At 65.9% G+C, this 15,735-nt stretch carries 15 protein-coding genes; 14 read left to right on the top strand and 1 reads right to left on the bottom strand.

Translation table 11 applies throughout. The features are described from left to right. Positions 1-2 precede the first annotated feature (2 nt). The 14 genes from N2K99_RS12900 (at position 3) to tuf (ending at position 13,660) form a co-directional block, all read left to right on the top strand. Complete coding sequence (locus N2K99_RS12900) at positions 3-1,199, top strand: 4-hydroxybenzoate 3-monooxygenase (RefSeq protein ID WP_227918764.1); 1,197 nt, start codon at positions 3-5, stop codon at positions 1,197-1,199. 115 nt (positions 1,200-1,314) lie between these two features. Beyond that, a complete protein-coding gene (gene pcaH, locus N2K99_RS12895) occupies positions 1,315-2,139 on the top strand; it encodes a protocatechuate 3,4-dioxygenase subunit beta (protein WP_396127058.1) in 825 nt (274 codons plus the stop codon). Beyond that, positions 2,139-2,705, top strand: a complete 567-nt coding sequence (pcaG, locus tag N2K99_RS12890; protein WP_227918762.1) for a protocatechuate 3,4-dioxygenase subunit alpha — start codon at positions 2,139-2,141, stop codon at positions 2,703-2,705. The genes pcaH and pcaG overlap by 1 nt, the downstream gene beginning before the upstream one ends. A 3-nt stretch (positions 2,706-2,708) precedes the next feature. Next, complete coding sequence (locus N2K99_RS12885) at positions 2,709-4,166, top strand: lyase family protein (protein ID WP_227933031.1); 1,458 nt, start codon at positions 2,709-2,711, stop codon at positions 4,164-4,166. Beyond that, entirely contained in the window at positions 4,163-4,975 is an 813-nt protein-coding gene (locus tag N2K99_RS12880; protein WP_227918760.1) for an alpha/beta fold hydrolase, read from the top strand. Before N2K99_RS12885 ends, N2K99_RS12880 begins: the two co-directional genes overlap by 4 nt. Before the next feature lie 52 nt (positions 4,976-5,027). Then, positions 5,028-5,384 carry a 4-carboxymuconolactone decarboxylase gene (gene pcaC / locus N2K99_RS12875; protein WP_146361690.1) on the top strand — a complete coding sequence of 119 codons (357 nt, stop codon included), beginning with the start codon at positions 5,028-5,030 and terminating at the stop codon, positions 5,382-5,384. A 73-nt stretch (positions 5,385-5,457) separates the two neighbouring features. Further along, the gene (locus N2K99_RS12870; protein WP_227933032.1) at positions 5,458-6,657 is read left to right on the top strand and encodes a thiolase family protein; all 1,200 of its coding nucleotides are present in this window, start codon (positions 5,458-5,460) and stop codon (positions 6,655-6,657) included. 32 nt (positions 6,658-6,689) lie between these two features. Next, positions 6,690-7,373, top strand: a complete 684-nt coding sequence (locus tag N2K99_RS12865; RefSeq protein WP_227918754.1) for a 3-oxoacid CoA-transferase subunit A — start codon at positions 6,690-6,692, stop codon at positions 7,371-7,373. Continuing rightward, on the top strand, positions 7,370-8,035 hold the full coding sequence (locus N2K99_RS12860) for a 3-oxoacid CoA-transferase subunit B (RefSeq protein WP_227918752.1): 666 nt from the start codon (positions 7,370-7,372) through the stop codon (positions 8,033-8,035). Before N2K99_RS12865 ends, N2K99_RS12860 begins: the two co-directional genes overlap by 4 nt. Positions 8,036-8,054: 19 nt before the next feature. Beyond that, complete coding sequence (locus tag N2K99_RS12855; protein ID WP_227918749.1) at positions 8,055-8,837, top strand: IclR family transcriptional regulator C-terminal domain-containing protein; 783 nt, start codon at positions 8,055-8,057, stop codon at positions 8,835-8,837. 341 nt (positions 8,838-9,178) lie between these two features. After that, complete coding sequence (gene rpsL, locus N2K99_RS12850; protein WP_146361060.1) at positions 9,179-9,553, top strand: 30S ribosomal protein S12; 375 nt, start codon at positions 9,179-9,181, stop codon at positions 9,551-9,553. A 1-nt stretch (position 9,554) separates the two neighbouring features. Next, positions 9,555-10,025 (top strand): 30S ribosomal protein S7, encoded by a 471-nt coding sequence (rpsG, locus tag N2K99_RS12845; protein ID WP_146361062.1) that lies wholly within the window; start codon positions 9,555-9,557, stop codon positions 10,023-10,025. Positions 10,026-10,135: 110 nt separating this feature from the next. Continuing rightward, entirely contained in the window at positions 10,136-12,250 is a 2,115-nt protein-coding gene (gene fusA / locus N2K99_RS12840) for an elongation factor G (protein WP_227918748.1), read from the top strand. 219 nt (positions 12,251-12,469) lie between these two features. Next, complete coding sequence (tuf, locus tag N2K99_RS12835; protein ID WP_227918747.1) at positions 12,470-13,660, top strand: elongation factor Tu; 1,191 nt, start codon at positions 12,470-12,472, stop codon at positions 13,658-13,660. A gap of 49 nt (positions 13,661-13,709) precedes the next feature. On the opposite strand, the gene N2K99_RS12830 is transcribed toward tuf, so the two are convergent. Continuing rightward, positions 13,710-15,734, bottom strand: coding sequence for an FAD-dependent oxidoreductase (locus N2K99_RS12830; RefSeq protein ID WP_227933033.1), 2,025 nt, complete (start codon positions 15,732-15,734; stop codon positions 13,710-13,712). Between the last annotated feature and the right edge of the window lies 1 nt (position 15,735).

Here is a 15,735-nt window from a genome sequence, read left to right as displayed (position 1 = left end):
AGATGGGTGCAGAGCGCACTATCCTCAAGACGCAGGTCGGCATTGTGGGCGGCGGCCCTGCCGGACTGATGCTTTCGCACCTGCTGTCGAAGTCCGGCATCGACAATATCGTGGTGGAGAAGCGGGACCGCGAGACCATCCGCACCACCCACCGGGCCGGCATCCTGGAGCATGGAAGTGTCCGCATGCTGACCGACACCGGGGTAAGCAACCGGGTGCTTACGGAGGGGTACCGCCACGAGGGCATCGACCTGCGCTTCGGCGGTGAGAGCCACCGGATCGATTTTGAAGACCTGGTGGGGGAGTCCGTGTGGCTGTACCCGCAGAACGAGGTCTTCACGGACCTGGCCGCCGCCCGGGAACGGGACCACGGCGATGTCCGCTACGGAGTCAGCGAAACATCCGTCGCGGACCTGGCGACGGAAACCCCCAAAATCCTGTTCACAGACAGCGACGGCCGGGACTTTGAAATCCATTGTGAAATCCTGGTGGGCTCCGACGGCTCCGGCGGAATCTGCAAGCGCTCCATCCCCAAGGAAGCGCGCACGGATAACTTCATCGAATACCCCTTCGCCTGGTTCGGCATCCTCACCAAGGCCGCACCCAGTGCCCCGGAACTGATCTATGCCAATTCCGACCGCGGCTTTGCCCTGATCAGCCAGCGCAACGACTCCGTCCAGCGGATGTACTTCCAGTGTGATCCGAACGAGGACGCGGATGCGTGGAGCGAGGACCGCATCTGGGACGAACTCCAGGCGCGGGTGGACGGCCCGGACGGCTTCGAGCTGACGCGGGGCCCCATCTTCGAAAAGACCGTCCTGAAGTTCCGCAGCTATGTGTGTGAACCCCTGCGGTACGGCAACCTGTTCCTGGCGGGCGACGCCGGACACACGGTTCCGCCCACCGGCGCCAAGGGCCTCAACCTTGCCCTGGCCGACGTGAAGGTACTGTTCGAGGCCATTGACTCGTTCTACGCCACCAAGTCCCCTGACCTGCTGGACGGGTACAGTGACAAGGCACTCGAGCGGGTCTGGCGCGCGCAGAACTTCTCCTATTGGATGACGTCGATGCTGCACACCCGGGCGGACGCCAGCCCCTTCGAACGCAAGCGTGCGCTGGGAGAGCTCAGCGGCGTCGTCTCCTCCCGGCACGGCAGCGCCTACCTGGCCGAGGCCTACACGGGCTGGCCGCACGACTAGCGTTCGCATAACGAACATCTGTACATCCAACGAACAGGCGGTGTAACGTGGTCTCGACCACGTGGATGCTTGGAAAGCCGGAGCGCAAGGGTGCGCTTCATTGAAAGGAAAACCCATGGAAATGGAAGAGAACCTTTTCTCGAACAGCCATGTCATCGAGAAGCTGGACGCAGCCGAGGCCTCACAGGACCAGATCTCCGCTGAAATCGCCGCGGTCCACGCCGAGTACTCCAAGGGGGTGGACGACGGCGCCGCAGAGGAAACCCAGCCCCGCATCGATTTCACTCCCTACCGCAGTTCGCTCCTGCGCCACCCCACCAAGGATCCGCACCACGTGGACCCCGAAACCATCGAGCTGTGGTCCCCGGCATTCGGCCACCAGGACGTCCACGCGCTCGAGAGCGATCTGACCATCCAGCACAACGGCGAACCGATGGGGGAGCGGATCATCGTCCGCGGACGCATCCTCGACGGCGACGGGCACCCCGTCCGCAACCAGCTGGTGGAAATCTGGCAGGCCAACTCCGCCGGCCGCTACATCCACAAGCGCGACCAGCACCCGGCCCCGCTGGACCCGAACTTCACCGGCGTCGGCCGCTGCATCACCACCGACGACGGTTCCTACGAGTTCACCACCATCAAGCCCGGTCCGTACCCGTGGAAGAACCACTACAACGCCTGGCGGCCGGCGCACATCCACTTCTCACTCTTCGGCACCGACTTCACCCAGCGCATGATCACCCAGATGTACTTCCCCGGGGATCCGCTTTTCGCGCTGGATCCGATCTACCAGTCGATTACGGACTCCAAGGCGCGCGACCGCCTCGTGGCCACGTACGACCACAACATCACCTCGCATGAGTGGGCCACCGGCTACAACTGGGACATCGTGCTCACCGGCAGCAACCGCACCTGGATGGAAGACGAGGACGCAGAGTAATGAACGAGCAGAAGCTAACCGCCACGCCCGGGCAAACCATCGGCCCGTTCTACGGCTACGCCCTCCCCTTCGAGAAGGACAACCAGCTGCTGTCCCCGGGCATGCCCGGCAGCGTCCGCCTCCAGGGCACCGTGACCGACGGCGCCGGAGACACCATTCCGGATGCCCTGCTGGAAATCTGGCAGGCCGACGCCGACGGCAATATCCCCCAGCGGACCGGATCCCTGGTCCGTGACGGCTACACCTTCACCGGCTGGGGCCGCACCGCCGTCGACAATGCCGGCAACTACACCTTCACCACGGTCAACCCGGGCCCTACGGAAGAGGGATCGGCCCCCTTCATTTCCGTCGTCATCTTCGCCCGCGGCCTGCTCAACAAGCTGCACACCCGGATGTACCTGCCGGACGACGAAGAGGCCCTGGCCCGCGACGCCCTGCTGTCCTCGCTGCCCGAGGAACGCCGGCGCACCCTGATCGCCACCCGCGAAGCAGACGGCGGACTCCGCTGGAACATCTGCCTGCAGGGCGAAGGCGAAACCGTCTTCCTCACCTACCCCGGGGCGTAACCGGTGGGTGCAGCGGACAGCGCGGACTACGGGCTGCTCTCCCCGGCCTGGGCGGGTACCCGGGTCGCGGAACTGACCGGGGACCGACAGCTGCTCCAGGCCCTCCTGGACGTGGAGCTCGAATGGGTGCGCGTGCTGGCCTCCGCCGGCCTGGCCGATCCGGAAGCACCCGCCGCGGTGGCCGCCGTCAGCGACGCTTCCCGGTACGACGCCGCGTCCCTGGCCGAGCGGGCGCAGGGCGGCGGCAATCCCGTGATTCCGCTGCTGGCCGACCTCCGGGCCCAGGCACGGGAATCTTCGCCCAAAGCCGCGGCCGCCATCCACCGCGGCGCCACCAGCCAGGACATCATGGACACCGCCCTGATGCTGCTGGCCCGCCGCGCCCTGGACACCATCATCGCGGATGCCGACCGGGCCGCCGCTGCCCTGGGTGCCACCGCCCGGCGCCACGCAGCGACCCTGTGCGTGGCCCGGACCCTGACCCAGCACTCGCTGCCCTCCACCTTCGGCCTGCGCGCCGCCCAGTGGCTGCACGGGGTGGGCAGCGCCGCCCAGGGACTGCGTACCGCCGCCGGCAACCTCCAGCTGCAGTGGGGAGGCGCCTCCGGAACACTGGCGGCACTCACCCTCGCTGCCGGTTCCGCCGCACAGACCGGTTCCGCGGCACAGCCGGGCGACGGCGCCCAGGCCGGCTCCGGCGCACCGTTGACCGCCTTCGACCTCACCGCACGGCTGGCACACGGCCTCGGCCTGGCCGACCCCGTGGCACCCTGGCAGACCAACCGGCTGCCGGTGACCGCCCTCGGCGCTGCACTGCAGGACTTCACCGCCGCGGCCGGAAAGGTTGCCAACGACGTCCTGCTGCTCAGCCGGCCGGAAATCGGCGAGGTCTCCGAACCCCGCGCCGCCGGCCGCGGAGGATCCTCCGCCATGCCGCAGAAGCAGAACCCCGTCCTGTCCGTCCTGATCCGCAGTGCGGCCCTGGCCGCACCCGGCTACGGCATGCAGCTGAACGCCGCTGCCGCAGCCGCGGACGATGAGCGGCCCAGCGGCTCCTGGCACGTGGAATGGCAGGCCCTGCGCTCCCTGCTGCGCCTCGCCGGGGGAGCCGCTGCCAAGCTGGCCGAACTGGCCGAGGGCCTGCAGGTCTCCACGGACGCGCTGGCCCGCAACCTGGAATCCGCCGGGCCGCTTGTGGTCAGTGAGAAAATCATGGCCGTGGCCGCCCCGCTGCTCGACGACGGCGTGCCCGGACGCGGCAAGGAAATCATCGCCGACACCGTGGCCCGCTCGCTGTCCTCCGGCGAGCCCTTCGAAGAGCTGCTGCGCGCAGCGGTCCCCCCGGAAGTCCTTTCCGATACGGAACTCAAGAGCATCCTCGACCCCGCCGAATACCTAGGGGAGGCCACCGCCCTCATTGAGCGGATCACCGCGGCCTACCCCGGAAAGCCCTCAGCATGAGCATCCCCGCCATCAAGGCCTCCCGCCTTTCCAACGCCGGCCCCGCCGCACCCGTCCTGATCGCCGGCCCGTCGCTGGGCACTGCGTCCATGCCATTGTGGAGCCGGGCAGCGGCCGCCCTGGACACCTTCACGGTCATCGCCTGGGACCTGCCCGGCCACGGTGCCAGCCCCGCTGCAGGGGAATCCTTCAGCATCGCGGACCTGGCCGCCGCCGTCGCGGCGATGGTCACCGCAGCCCGCAACGCCGGAGACATTCCCGCAGATGTCCCGGTCTTTTACGCCGGGGTATCGCTGGGCGGCGCCGTCGGACTCCAGCTCGGCCTGGACCACGGGTCGCTGTTCGACGGCGTGGCCGTCCTCTGCTCCGGTGCCAAGATCGGCGAAACCGGAGCCTGGGAGGAACGCGCGGAAACGGTGCGCCTCCAGGGCACGCCCACCCAGGTGGTCGGCTCGGGGCAGCGCTGGTTCGCCCCGGGCTTTATGGACCGGGAGCCCGCTGCCGCTGCCGCCCTGCTCCACTCGCTGCAGGACGCGGACCGCTTCTCCTACGCCCTCTGCTGCCGGGCACTGGCGACCTTCGATGTCCGGGGACGGCTGCCGGACATCACGGTCCCCGTGCTCGCGGTAGCCGGTGCCGACGACGTCGTCACGCCGCCGTCGTTCGCGCAGCTCATTGCCGACCGGGTGGCCAACGGAACCGCCGCCGTCGTCGACGACGCCGCGCACCTGGTCCCGGTGGAGCAGCCGGCCGTAACCGCAGAACTGCTGAAGGACTTCTTCGGCGCCCAGTACCTTGAAGGGAAATGACGCAGTGATCGCAGATGCCAACAAGAGCCGGCAGGACGTGTACAACGAGGGCATGGCGGTACGCCGCGAAGTCCTCGGCGCCGAGCATGTGGACCGCGCCAACGCGGGCAAGGACGAGTTCACCACCGACTTCCAGGACCTGATCACCCAGTACGCCTGGGGCACCATCTGGACCCGTCCGGGCCTGCCGCGCACCATGCGCAGCGCCATCACCCTGACGGCACTGATAGCGCACGGCCACCTGGAGGAGTTCGCCATGCACGTCCGGGCAGCGCTGCGCAACGGCCTGGACCGCGACGAGATCAAGGAGATCGTGCTGCAGTCCGCCATCTACTGCGGCGTCCCCTCCGCCAACTCCGCCTTCAAGGTGGCCCAGGGCGTCTTCCGCGAGATTGACGCCGCGGCCTGAGCCGGCGGCAGCCCTTCCCCATCCCGGCCCTTCCCCCTCTTCCAGTTTTCGCTTTCCAGTTCAAGGAGCACCCGTGAACCAGGCCTACATCTACGACGCAGTCCGCACCCCCTTCGGCAAATTCGGCGGAGCCCTCGCCGGCGTCCGCCCGGACGACCTGGCCGCCCAGGTCCTGAAGGCCTCCGTGTCCCGGGCCCCCGGCCTTGACCCCGAGCGGATCGACGAAGTGGTCTTCGGCAACGCCAACGGTGCCGGCGAGGAAAACCGCAATGTTGCCCGGATGGCCACGCTGCTGGCCGGCCTGCCCACCTCGATCCCGGGCACCACGGTCAACCGCCTCTGCGGCTCGTCCCTCGACGCAGCACTGATCGCCTCGCGGCAGATCAACACCGGTGAAGCGGACCTGATGCTGATCGGCGGCGTCGAGTCCATGAGCCGTGCCCCCTGGGTGCTGCCCAAGAACGAGAAGCCCTATCCCGCCGGAGACCAGACCCTGGCCTCCACCACGCTGGGCTGGCGGCTGGTCAACCCGGCCATGCCGAAGGAATGGACTGTCTCCCTGGGGGAGGCCACCGAGCAGCTGCGCGAGAAGTACGGCATTACCCGGGAACGCCAGGATGAGTTCGCCGCAGCCTCGCACGCCCTCGCCGCAAAGGCGTGGGACGAGGGCAAATACGCGAACCTGACCGTCGCCGTCGACGGCGTGGACCTGGACCGGGACGAGAGCATCCGCGCCGGCTCCACGGTCGAGAAGCTCGCCACGCTGCGCACCGTTTTCCGGCCGGCGTCGGAGGACGTCTCCGGCGGCACCGTCACCGCCGGCAACGCTTCCCCCCTGAACGACGGCGCCTCCGCGGCCTGGCTGGGCAGCGAAAACGCCGCCGGCATCCTGGGCCTGGACCCGCTGGCCCGGATCGCCGGCCGCGGCGCTGCCGCCAACGAGCCGCAGTACTTCGGTTACGCTCCGGTGGAAGCGGCCAACACGGCGCTGAAGCGTGCCGGCATCAGCTGGAGCGACGTCGGCGCCATTGAACTCAACGAGGCCTTCGCAGCCCAGTCCCTGGCCTGCCTGGACGCCTGGGATGTGGACCCGGCCATCGTCAACGCCTGGGGCGGCGCTGTCGCCATCGGACACCCGCTCGGCGCTTCCGGCACCCGCATCCTCGGCACCCTGGCCCGCCGGCTGCAGGAGTCGGGGGAGCGCTGGGGCGTGGCCGCAATCTGCATCGGCGTGGGCCAGGGCCTCGCCGTCGTGCTCGAAAACGCCAACTGAGAATCCAGTTCCCGAAGACGTAAGGAAAAACCGTGCTCAACATTGTGCAGGACGTTGATGAGGCCGTTGCGCCCATCCACGACGGCGCCACCGTCATGATCGGCGGGTTCGGCCAGGCCGGACAGCCCGTGGAGCTCATCGAGGCGCTGCTGCGCCAGGGTGCCAGGGACCTGACCGTGGTCAACAACAACGCCGGCAACGGAGAACAGGGCCTGGCCGCCCTGATCGGTGCCGGCCGGGTGAAGAAGATCATCTGCTCCTTCCCGCGCCAGTCCGACTCGCAGATCTTCGACGCGAAGTACCGCGCCGGGGAGATTGAACTGGAACTGGTACCCCAGGGCAACCTCGCGGAACGCATTCGCGCCGCCGGTGCAGGCATCGGCGGGTTCTTTACTCCCACCGCCTACGGCACCCCGCTGGCCGAAGGCAAGGAAACCCGGATGATCGACGGCCGCGGCTACGTCTTCGAAACTCCGCTGCACGCCGACTTCGCACTGGTGAAGGCACTGCGGGCCGATAAGGCAGGGAACCTGGTCTACCGGAAGACCGCCCGGAACTTCGGACCGATCATGGCCGCCGCCGCGAAGACCGCAATCGTGCAGGTCCGCGAGATCGTGGACATAGGAGAAATGGACCCCGAAGTCGTGGTCACCCCGGGAATCTACGTCAACACCCTGGTCCGCGTGGACCGGGAGAAAGCGCCGGCTGCAGCATGAGCAACCAGACCGAAAAACTGGGCAAGAACGACCTCGCTGCGCTGGTGGCGGCCGATATTGCCCCGGGGTCCTTCGTGAACCTTGGCATCGGCCAGCCCACCCTGGTCTCCAACTACCTGCAGCCGGAACAGCACATCACCCTGCATACCGAAAACGGGATGCTGGGCATGGGCCCCGAAGCCTCCGGGGACGAGGTGGACCCGGACCTGATCAATGCCGGGAAGATTCCGGTGACCGAACTGCCGGGCGCCGCCTACTTCCACCATGCCGATTCCTTCGCGATCATGCGCGGCGGGCACCTGGACGTCTGTGTCCTGGGTGCCTTCCAGGTCTCCGCCTCCGGGGACCTGGCCAACTGGCATACCGGCGCTCCCGACGCCATTCCCGCAGTGGGCGGCGCCATGGACCTGGCCACCGGCGCCAAGGACGTCTACGTCATGATGTCGCTGTTCACCAAGGACGGCCTCAGTAAGCTGGTGAAGGAATGCAGCTACCCGCTCACCGGCGTCGGATGCGTTACCCGCGTCTACACTAATGAAGCGGTCTTCCTGCTGAAGGAAGACGGCGTCCACGTCCGCGACACCTTCGGAACCACGTTCGAGGAACTGGCGGCAAAGATGGACATCCCGCTGATCCGCGCCGCGGCCAACAGCCAGCAGTAACCGACAACATAGGGGACACGTGAGCGAGACGGCATCGGCCAGCGACCAGTTCGTACAGTCGCTGGCCCGCGGCCTCACGGTGATCCGGGCCTTCGACGCCGACAACGTGCAGATGACCCTGAGCGAGGTTTCCCGCCGGACCGGACTGACCCGGGCCACCGCCCGCCGCTTCCTGCTTACCCTCGTGGAACTCGGCTACGTGCGCACCGACGGGCGGACTTTCGAACTGACCGCCCTGGTCCTGCAGCTGGGTTACTCCTACCTGTCCGGCCAGTCCCTTCCCCAGCTTGCGCAGCCGGTACTGGAGGACCTGTCCAGGGAAATCTCGGAATCGACGTCGGCGTCGGTGCTCGACGGCGACGAGATCGTCTACATCGCCCGGATCCATACCCGGCGGCTGATGACAGTCGGGATCAGCGTTGGGACCCGGTTCCCGGCCTACGCCACCTCCATGGGCAGGGTCCTGCTGGCGGGGCTCCCCGAGGACCGGTTCGACGATTACCTGTCCAAAGCCAGCCTGAGTCCCCTGACGGAGCGCACGGTCACGGACCCGGACCGCCTGCGCACCCTCGTGGCGCGGGCACGGGAACAGGGCTGGGCCGTCGTGGACCAGGAACTGGAACTCGGGCTGCGCTCCGTGGCCGTTCCCGTCCTGGACCCGCGGGGGAACGTGGTCGCCGCCCTGAACACGTCCATGCAGGCCACCATGGGGCTTACTCTGGAAGAGGCAGCCGCACGCGTGCTGCCGCACCTGCAGCAGGCTTCGGCCACGATTACCGCGGCCCTGAGTGCCCGCAGCTAGTGACGCTGCTCGCACTTTCCGCCGGGAGTCGTTAAGTCTGCTAGACTGAAAACCAATTGTTTGTGTGGCAGTGGATGAAGGCCGCTCGCGTGCCCTCCGTGGAGAGATACTCGGAGGAATGCATTCCGTAAGGAATGGGCGGGCCTGTTTCCGGGTTGCGGGGTCCTTGCGCAACGAATGCCACACTTTTGCACGCCTACGGTCGCTTTCGGCGAGAACATCGGAACTTCTCGGGGCATTGCGGCAACGACTTGAAGCGCGCCGCCCCTTTAGTTGGTTTCAGCCGGCAGCGGGGCGGGGCAACCAGAGAATTATCTCGAGAAAAAACGGAGAACACGAAAGTGCCTACGATTCAGCAGCTGGTCCGCAAGGGCCGCTCACCCAAGGTCTCCAAGACCAAGGCTCCTGCCCTCAAGGGCAGCCCGATGCGCCGTGGTGTCTGCACCCGCGTTTACACCACCACCCCGAAGAAGCCGAACTCGGCTCTGCGTAAGGTTGCACGTGTCCGCCTCAACGGCGGCATCGAAGTAACCGCTTACATCCCCGGTGTGGGTCACAACCTTCAGGAACACTCCATCGTGCTGGTGCGCGGCGGTCGTGTGAAGGACCTTCCCGGTGTCCGCTACAAGATTGTCCGCGGTGCCCTCGATACCCAGGGTGTCAAGAACCGCAAGCAGGCTCGCAGCCGCTACGGCGCGAAGATGGAGAAGAAGTAATATGCCCCGCAAGGGTCCGGCCCCCAAGCGGCCGCTCGTACTGGATCCCGTCTACGGCTCCCCGCTGGTCACGCAGCTGATCAACAAGGTTCTGGTAGACGGCAAGAAGTCCACCGCAGAGCGCATCGTTTACGGTGCACTTGCAGGCGCTCAGGAGAAGACCGGACAGGATCCGGTTGCAGCCCTGAAGAAGGCCATGGACAACATCAAGCCGAGCCTTGAGGTCAAGTCCCGCCGCGTTGGCGGCGCTACTTACCAGGTTCCGGTCGAGGTCAAGCCGGGCCGTGCAACTGCACTGGCCCTGCGCTGGCTGGTCGGCTACTCCAAGGCCCGCCGCGAAAAGACGATGACTGAGCGTCTGCGCAACGAAATCCTGGACGCTTCCAACGGTCTTGGTGCAGCTGTGAAGCGCCGCGAGGACACCCACAAGATGGCCGAGTCCAACAAGGCCTTCGCCCACTACCGCTGGTAATACGCCAAGCTGACGGCAGCCGCTGACGGCCCTGTGGCCCGCATTTGCGGGCCGCAGGGCTTCAGCCGGATAAGCGCCGTTGACGGAAGCAACCAAAAAAGGGAGAAACCGTGGCACTTGACGTGCTTACCGACCTGAATAAGGTCCGCAACATCGGCATCATGGCCCACATCGATGCCGGCAAGACAACTACCACTGAGCGCATCCTGTTCTACACGGGTGTCAACCACAAGATCGGCGAGACCCACGACGGTGCGTCCACGATGGACTGGATGGCACAGGAGCAGGAGCGGGGCATCACCATCACCTCCGCAGCTACCACGTGCTACTGGGACAACAACCAGATCAACATCATCGACACCCCGGGTCACGTTGACTTCACTGTCGAGGTTGAGCGGTCCCTGCGCGTCCTCGACGGCGCCGTTGCTGTCTTCGACGGCAAGGAAGGCGTTGAGCCGCAGTCCGAGACTGTCTGGCGCCAGGCCGACAAGTACGACGTTCCGCGTATCTGCTTCGTCAACAAGATGGACAAGCTGGGCGCTGACTTCTACTTCACCGTAGACACGATCATCAACCGCCTCGGCGCCAAGCCGCTGGTCCTCCAGCTGCCGATCGGCTCCGAAAGCGAATTCGAAGGCGTCGTTGACCTCCTCGAAATGCGTGCACTCACCTGGCGCGGCGACGCCAAGGGTGACGTGACCATGGGTGCCAAGTACGAAATCGAACCGATCCCCGCAGAACTGCAGGAAAAGGCCGAAGAGTACCGCGCACAGCTCGTCGAGACCGTTGCTGAAGCCAGCGACGAACTGATGAACAAGTACCTTGAAGGCGAAGAGATCAGCATTCCCGAGCTGAAGGCCGGCATTCGTAAGCTGACCATCAACTCCGATGTCTACCCGGTTCTGTGTGGCTCTGCCTTCAAGAACCGCGGTGTGCAGCCGATGCTGGACGCCGTCGTCGACTACCTGCCCAGCCCGCTTGACGTCCCGAACATCAAGGGCCACGACATCCGCGACGAAGAGGTCATCCTCGAACGTGCCGCTGATGCCAAGGCTCCGTTCTCGGCTCTGGCATTCAAGGTTGTGACGCACCCGTTCTTCGGCCGTCTGACCTACATCCGCGTGTACTCCGGTCACGCTGCTTCCGGCGCCCAGGTCATGAACGCGACCAAGCAGAAGAAGGAGCGCATCGGAAAGCTCTTCCAGATGCACGCCAACAAGGAGAACCCGGTCGAGGAAATCACGACGGGCCACATTTACGCCGCCATCGGCCTGAAGGACACCACCACGGGCGATACCCTGTGCGACCTTCAGGAGCCGATCGTGCTGGAATCCATGAGCTTCCCGGAGCCCGTGATTTCCGTGGCCATCGAGCCGAAGACCAAGGGTGACCAGGAGAAGCTCTCCACGGCCATCCAGAAGCTCTCCGAAGAGGATCCGACCTTCCAGGTCTCCCTCGACGAAGACACCGGCCAGACCATCATCGCCGGCATGGGCGAGCTCCACCTGGACATCCTGGTGGACCGCATGCGCCGCGAGTTCCGCGTCGAGGCAAACGTGGGCAAGCCCCAGGTTGCCTACCGCGAAACGATCCGCCGTGCAGTCGCCAAGCACGACTACACGCACAAGAAGCAGACCGGTGGTTCGGGTCAGTTCGCTAAGATCCAGATCGCCATCGAGCCGCTGGATACGTCCGACGGCACGTTCTACGAATTCGAGAACAAGGTCACCGGTGGTCGCGTTCCGCGCGAATACATCCCCAGCGTTGACCAGGGTATCCAGAGCGCGCTTACTGACGGTGTGCTCGCCGGTTACCCGGTTGTCGGCATCAAGGCCACGCTGCTTGACGGCGCGTACCACGACGTCGACTCCTCGGAAATGGCGTTCAAGATTGCCGGACGGCAGGCTTTCAAGGAAGCCGCACGTATGGCAAGCCCTGTCCTGCTTGAACCGCTGATGGATGTTGAAGTCCGCACCCCTGAGGAATACATGGGTGAAGTTATCGGTGACATCAACTCCCGTCGCGGCCAGATGCAGTCCATGGAAGATGCAGCCGGCGTAAAGGTCATCCGGGCGCACGTCCCGCTGTCCGGCATGTTCGGCTACATCGGCGACCTGCGGTCGAAGACCCAGGGCCGCGCCGTATACTCCATGTCCTTCAACAGCTACGCCGAGGTCCCGAAGGCAGTTGCCGACGAGATCATCCAGAAGACGCGCGGCGAGTAAAACTTGGAGGGTGGACCGGTTTACGCCGGGCCACCCACCGTGTGCGGCTGGTCCGGGCTTCGGCCCGGACCGGGCGCATAGCCAGACTGAGCGGCCTTGCGAGGCTGCTGCGGAAATCGGCAATTTCATCAAATAAACAGCCCCAAGTAGACTTACATCAGTTTCAGTTGCGAAAAGCGCGGCTGGAGATTGAGTCTTCTAACTCTCTAGGAGGAACCCGTGGCGAAGGCAAAGTTCGAGCGGACTAAGCCGCACGTCAACATCGGCACCATTGGTCACGTTGACCATGGAAAGACGACGTTGACCGCTGCCATTTCGAAGGTGCTTGCTGACAAGTACCCTGATCTGAACGAAAAGCGCGATTTCGCTGCTATCGACTCTGCACCTGAAGAGCGCCAGCGCGGCATCACCATCAACATCTCGCACATCGAGTACCAGACCGAGAAGCGCCACTACGCACACGTAGACGCCCCCGGCCACGCTGACTACATCAAGAACATGATCACTGGTGCAGCTCAGATGGACGGCGCAATCCTCGTGGTTGCCGCTACCGACGGTCCGATGGCACAGACCCGCGAGCACGTCCTGCTCGCCCGCCAGGTTGGTGTTCCCTACCTGCTGGTCGCACTGAACAAGTCCGACATGGTTGACGACGAAGAACTGCTCGACCTCGTGGAAATGGAAGTTCGCGAACTGCTGAGCTCCCAGGACTTCGACGGCGACAACGCTCCCGTCGTCCGCGTTTCCGGCCTGAAGGCTCTCGAAGGCGACCCCAAGTGGGTTGCAGCCGTCGAAGAGCTCATGGAAGCCGTTGACAACAACGTGCCGGACCCCGTTCGCGACAAGGACAAGCCGTTCCTGATGCCGATCGAGGACGTCTTCACGATCACCGGTCGTGGAACCGTTGTCACGGGCCGCGCCGAGCGCGGTACCCTCGCCATCAACTCCGAGGTCGAGATCGTCGGCATCCGTCCGGTCCAGAAGACCACGGTTACCGGTATCGAGATGTTCCACAAGCAGCTTGACGAAGCATGGGCCGGCGAGAACTGTGGCCTGCTGCTCCGCGGTATCAAGCGCGAAGACGTAGAGCGTGGCCAGGTTGTCGTGAAGCCGGGTTCCATTACCCCGCACACCGACTTCGAAGCCAACGTCTACATCCTGTCCAAGGATGAAGGCGGACGCCACAACCCGTTCTACTCGAACTACCGCCCGCAGTTCTACTTCCGTACCACGGACGTAACCGGCGTCATCACCCTCCCCGAGGGCACTGAAATGGTTATGCCCGGCGATAACACTGAGATGACCGTTGAGCTCATCCAGCCGATCGCTATGGAAGAGGGCCTCGGCTTCGCTATCCGCGAAGGCGGCCGCACCGTTGGATCAGGCCGCGTCACCAAGATCATCAAGTAATTTGATGGTTTAGCCTGAACCTCATCGGTTCTTAGCAGGGCCCCGTTGCTTATGGCAGCGGGGCCCTGCTGCTTTTAAGCCGTGGCCCGTCCTTCGGTTCATGCGGGTCGAGTAGGCGTGCCACGGCGGTGCCGGCCGCCAGCCCCTGTTCGAAGGCACGGACCGCGTTCAGGTCCGAGGCGTCCAGCGCGCCGCCGATCACCGTACCGGGCAAGCCCCGGGCGTCGAGCTGTAAGCGGAGCGGGTTGAACGGTACCTGTCCGGCAGCCAGGACGACGGCGTCAGCCGGCAGGAGCGCCGTCGTGCCGTCCGGGTTCCGGACCCGGAGGCCGAGGGGAGTGACTTCCAGCGGCGTGGTCCCCGCCAGGGCCCGGACGCCGGCAGCTCGGATTTCCTGCAGCACGGCCCACCGCGTGGACAGGCCGATGCCCTGGCCGATTCGGGCTCCCCGGCGCATTATCGTTACGTCCCGGGGACCGCCCGCGACGCCGGCATCCGCCAGCAGGTGTGCAAGGTCCACTGCAATGCCGCCGGCACCGACGATGACTACCCGGCGGCCCAGCGGTGCCGGGTCCGCGAAGGCCTGCCGGTAGTCCAGTACAGGGAGCAGGCCGGCGCCGGGCAGATGAACGGTCCGGGGCCGGACACCGGTGGCCAGCACCAGGTGTGCATAACCGGCCAGTTGCGCGGCTTCGGGGGCGGTGCCGGTCAGGACGCGGACGCCCAGCCGGGCCAGTTCATGGGTGAAGTAGCGGATTGTCTGCAGGAAGTCTGCCTTGCCCGGCACTTTGCCGGCCAGCCGGAACTGCCCGCCGATGGAGCTGTCCTGTTCATAAAGGTCCACGGGGAGTCCGGCCTGCGCCAGCGTTGCCGCTGCCTGCATCCCCGCCGGGCCGGCGCCCACCACGGCAACCCGGGCGGAGGCGCTCACGGGCCGCCGGGGTGGCCGCAGCGGGAGCGGAAATTCTGTTTCACGGCCGGCCCGCGGGTTGACCAGGCAGGAGACAGGTTCGGCGCCCAGCGAACGGTCGATGCAGGCCTCGTTGCAGGCTATGCAGGTGTTGACGAGGTCCGACTCTCCGCGCCGGGTCTTGGCCACGATCGCCGGGTCGGCGAGGAAGGGACGGGCCATCGAAACCAGGTCCGCGTGTCCGGCGGCCAGGGCCCGCTCTGCAAGCTCCAGCGAGTTGATCCGGTTGCCGGCGATGACCGGCACGGGCACTCCCGCAGCTGCCAGGTCCGCGCGGATCTGCCCTGCAATCTCCATCCAGCGGCCGTGCGGAACCATACCCTGCACGGACGGCACCTTGGACTCGTGCCAGCCGATGCCGATGTTGACGGCATCGGCCCCCTCCCGGGCCAGTGCCACCGCCAGGGTTGCCGATTCCTCCCGGGAGCTCGATCCGGCGACGAAGTCGGCGCCCGATGTCCGGTAGATGACCGGGTAGTCGGGCCCTACGGCGTCCCGGACCGCCTGCAGCACCGCCAGTGGAAAAGCCTGCCTGCGCTGCGGGTTCCCGCCCCAGCGGTCCTGTCGCAGGTTGGTCAGGGGCGAGGCGAACTGGTTGATCAGGTAACCCTCGGAGCCCATGATTTCCACGGCGTCGAAGCCCAGGGCGCGGGCGGCAGCGGCACCCGCGGCGAAGTCCGCAAGTGTGTCTGCGATCTGCGCCGGCGTGAGTGCGCGGGGCAGCGTCCGTGAAAAGTCCGAATACACCTCCGACGGCGCGGCCGGACGCAGCCCGTATGTGCTCTCCCGGGCGTAGCGTCCCGCGTGGAACAGCTGAAGGGCAAGTCTGCCGCCCGCATCGTGCACCGCGTTGAGCATCGGGGAAACCCGAGCGGCGGCTTCCGGCTCATTGATCAGCAGGTAGTTGGGCCCGCCGGCGCCGGCGCGGTTCACTGCCGCTCCGCCCGTGACGATCAGCCCGGCTCCGGCGGCCGCACGTTCCGCATAGAACGCGGCCAGGGCGCGGGGGTGATCCTCCCGGTTCAGGTGCATTGAACCCATGATGATCCGGTGGTCCAGACGCAGCGTCCCAAGGGAAACGGGGGAGAAGACCCGGTCCAGCATG

Origin of the sequence: Arthrobacter sp. zg-Y1110 (assembly GCF_025244865.1) — a bacterium.
GTDB lineage: Bacteria > Actinomycetota > Actinomycetes > Actinomycetales > Micrococcaceae > Arthrobacter_B.
The sequence above is the reverse complement of the archived record's forward strand: the minus strand, read 5'-3'. Positions and strand labels throughout refer to the sequence as shown.

Coding starts and splice junctions, on each gene's coding strand:
- N2K99_RS12900 (WP_227918764.1), top strand. CDS start 3: ATGGGTGCAGAGCGCACTATCCTCAAGACGCAGGTCGGCATTGTGGGC.
- pcaH (WP_396127058.1), top strand. CDS start 1,315: ATGGAAATGGAAGAGAACCTTTTCTCGAACAGCCATGTCATCGAGAAG.
- pcaG (WP_227918762.1), top strand. CDS start 2,139: ATGAACGAGCAGAAGCTAACCGCCACGCCCGGGCAAACCATCGGCCCG.
- N2K99_RS12880 (WP_227918760.1), top strand. CDS start 4,163: ATGAGCATCCCCGCCATCAAGGCCTCCCGCCTTTCCAACGCCGGCCCC.
- pcaC (WP_146361690.1), top strand. CDS start 5,028: ATGGCGGTACGCCGCGAAGTCCTCGGCGCCGAGCATGTGGACCGCGCC.
- N2K99_RS12860 (WP_227918752.1), top strand. CDS start 7,370: ATGAGCAACCAGACCGAAAAACTGGGCAAGAACGACCTCGCTGCGCTG.
- rpsG (WP_146361062.1), top strand. CDS start 9,555: ATGCCCCGCAAGGGTCCGGCCCCCAAGCGGCCGCTCGTACTGGATCCC.
- N2K99_RS12830 (WP_227933033.1), bottom strand. CDS start 15,734: ATGCTGGACCGGGTCTTCTCCCCCGTTTCCCTTGGGACGCTGCGTCTG.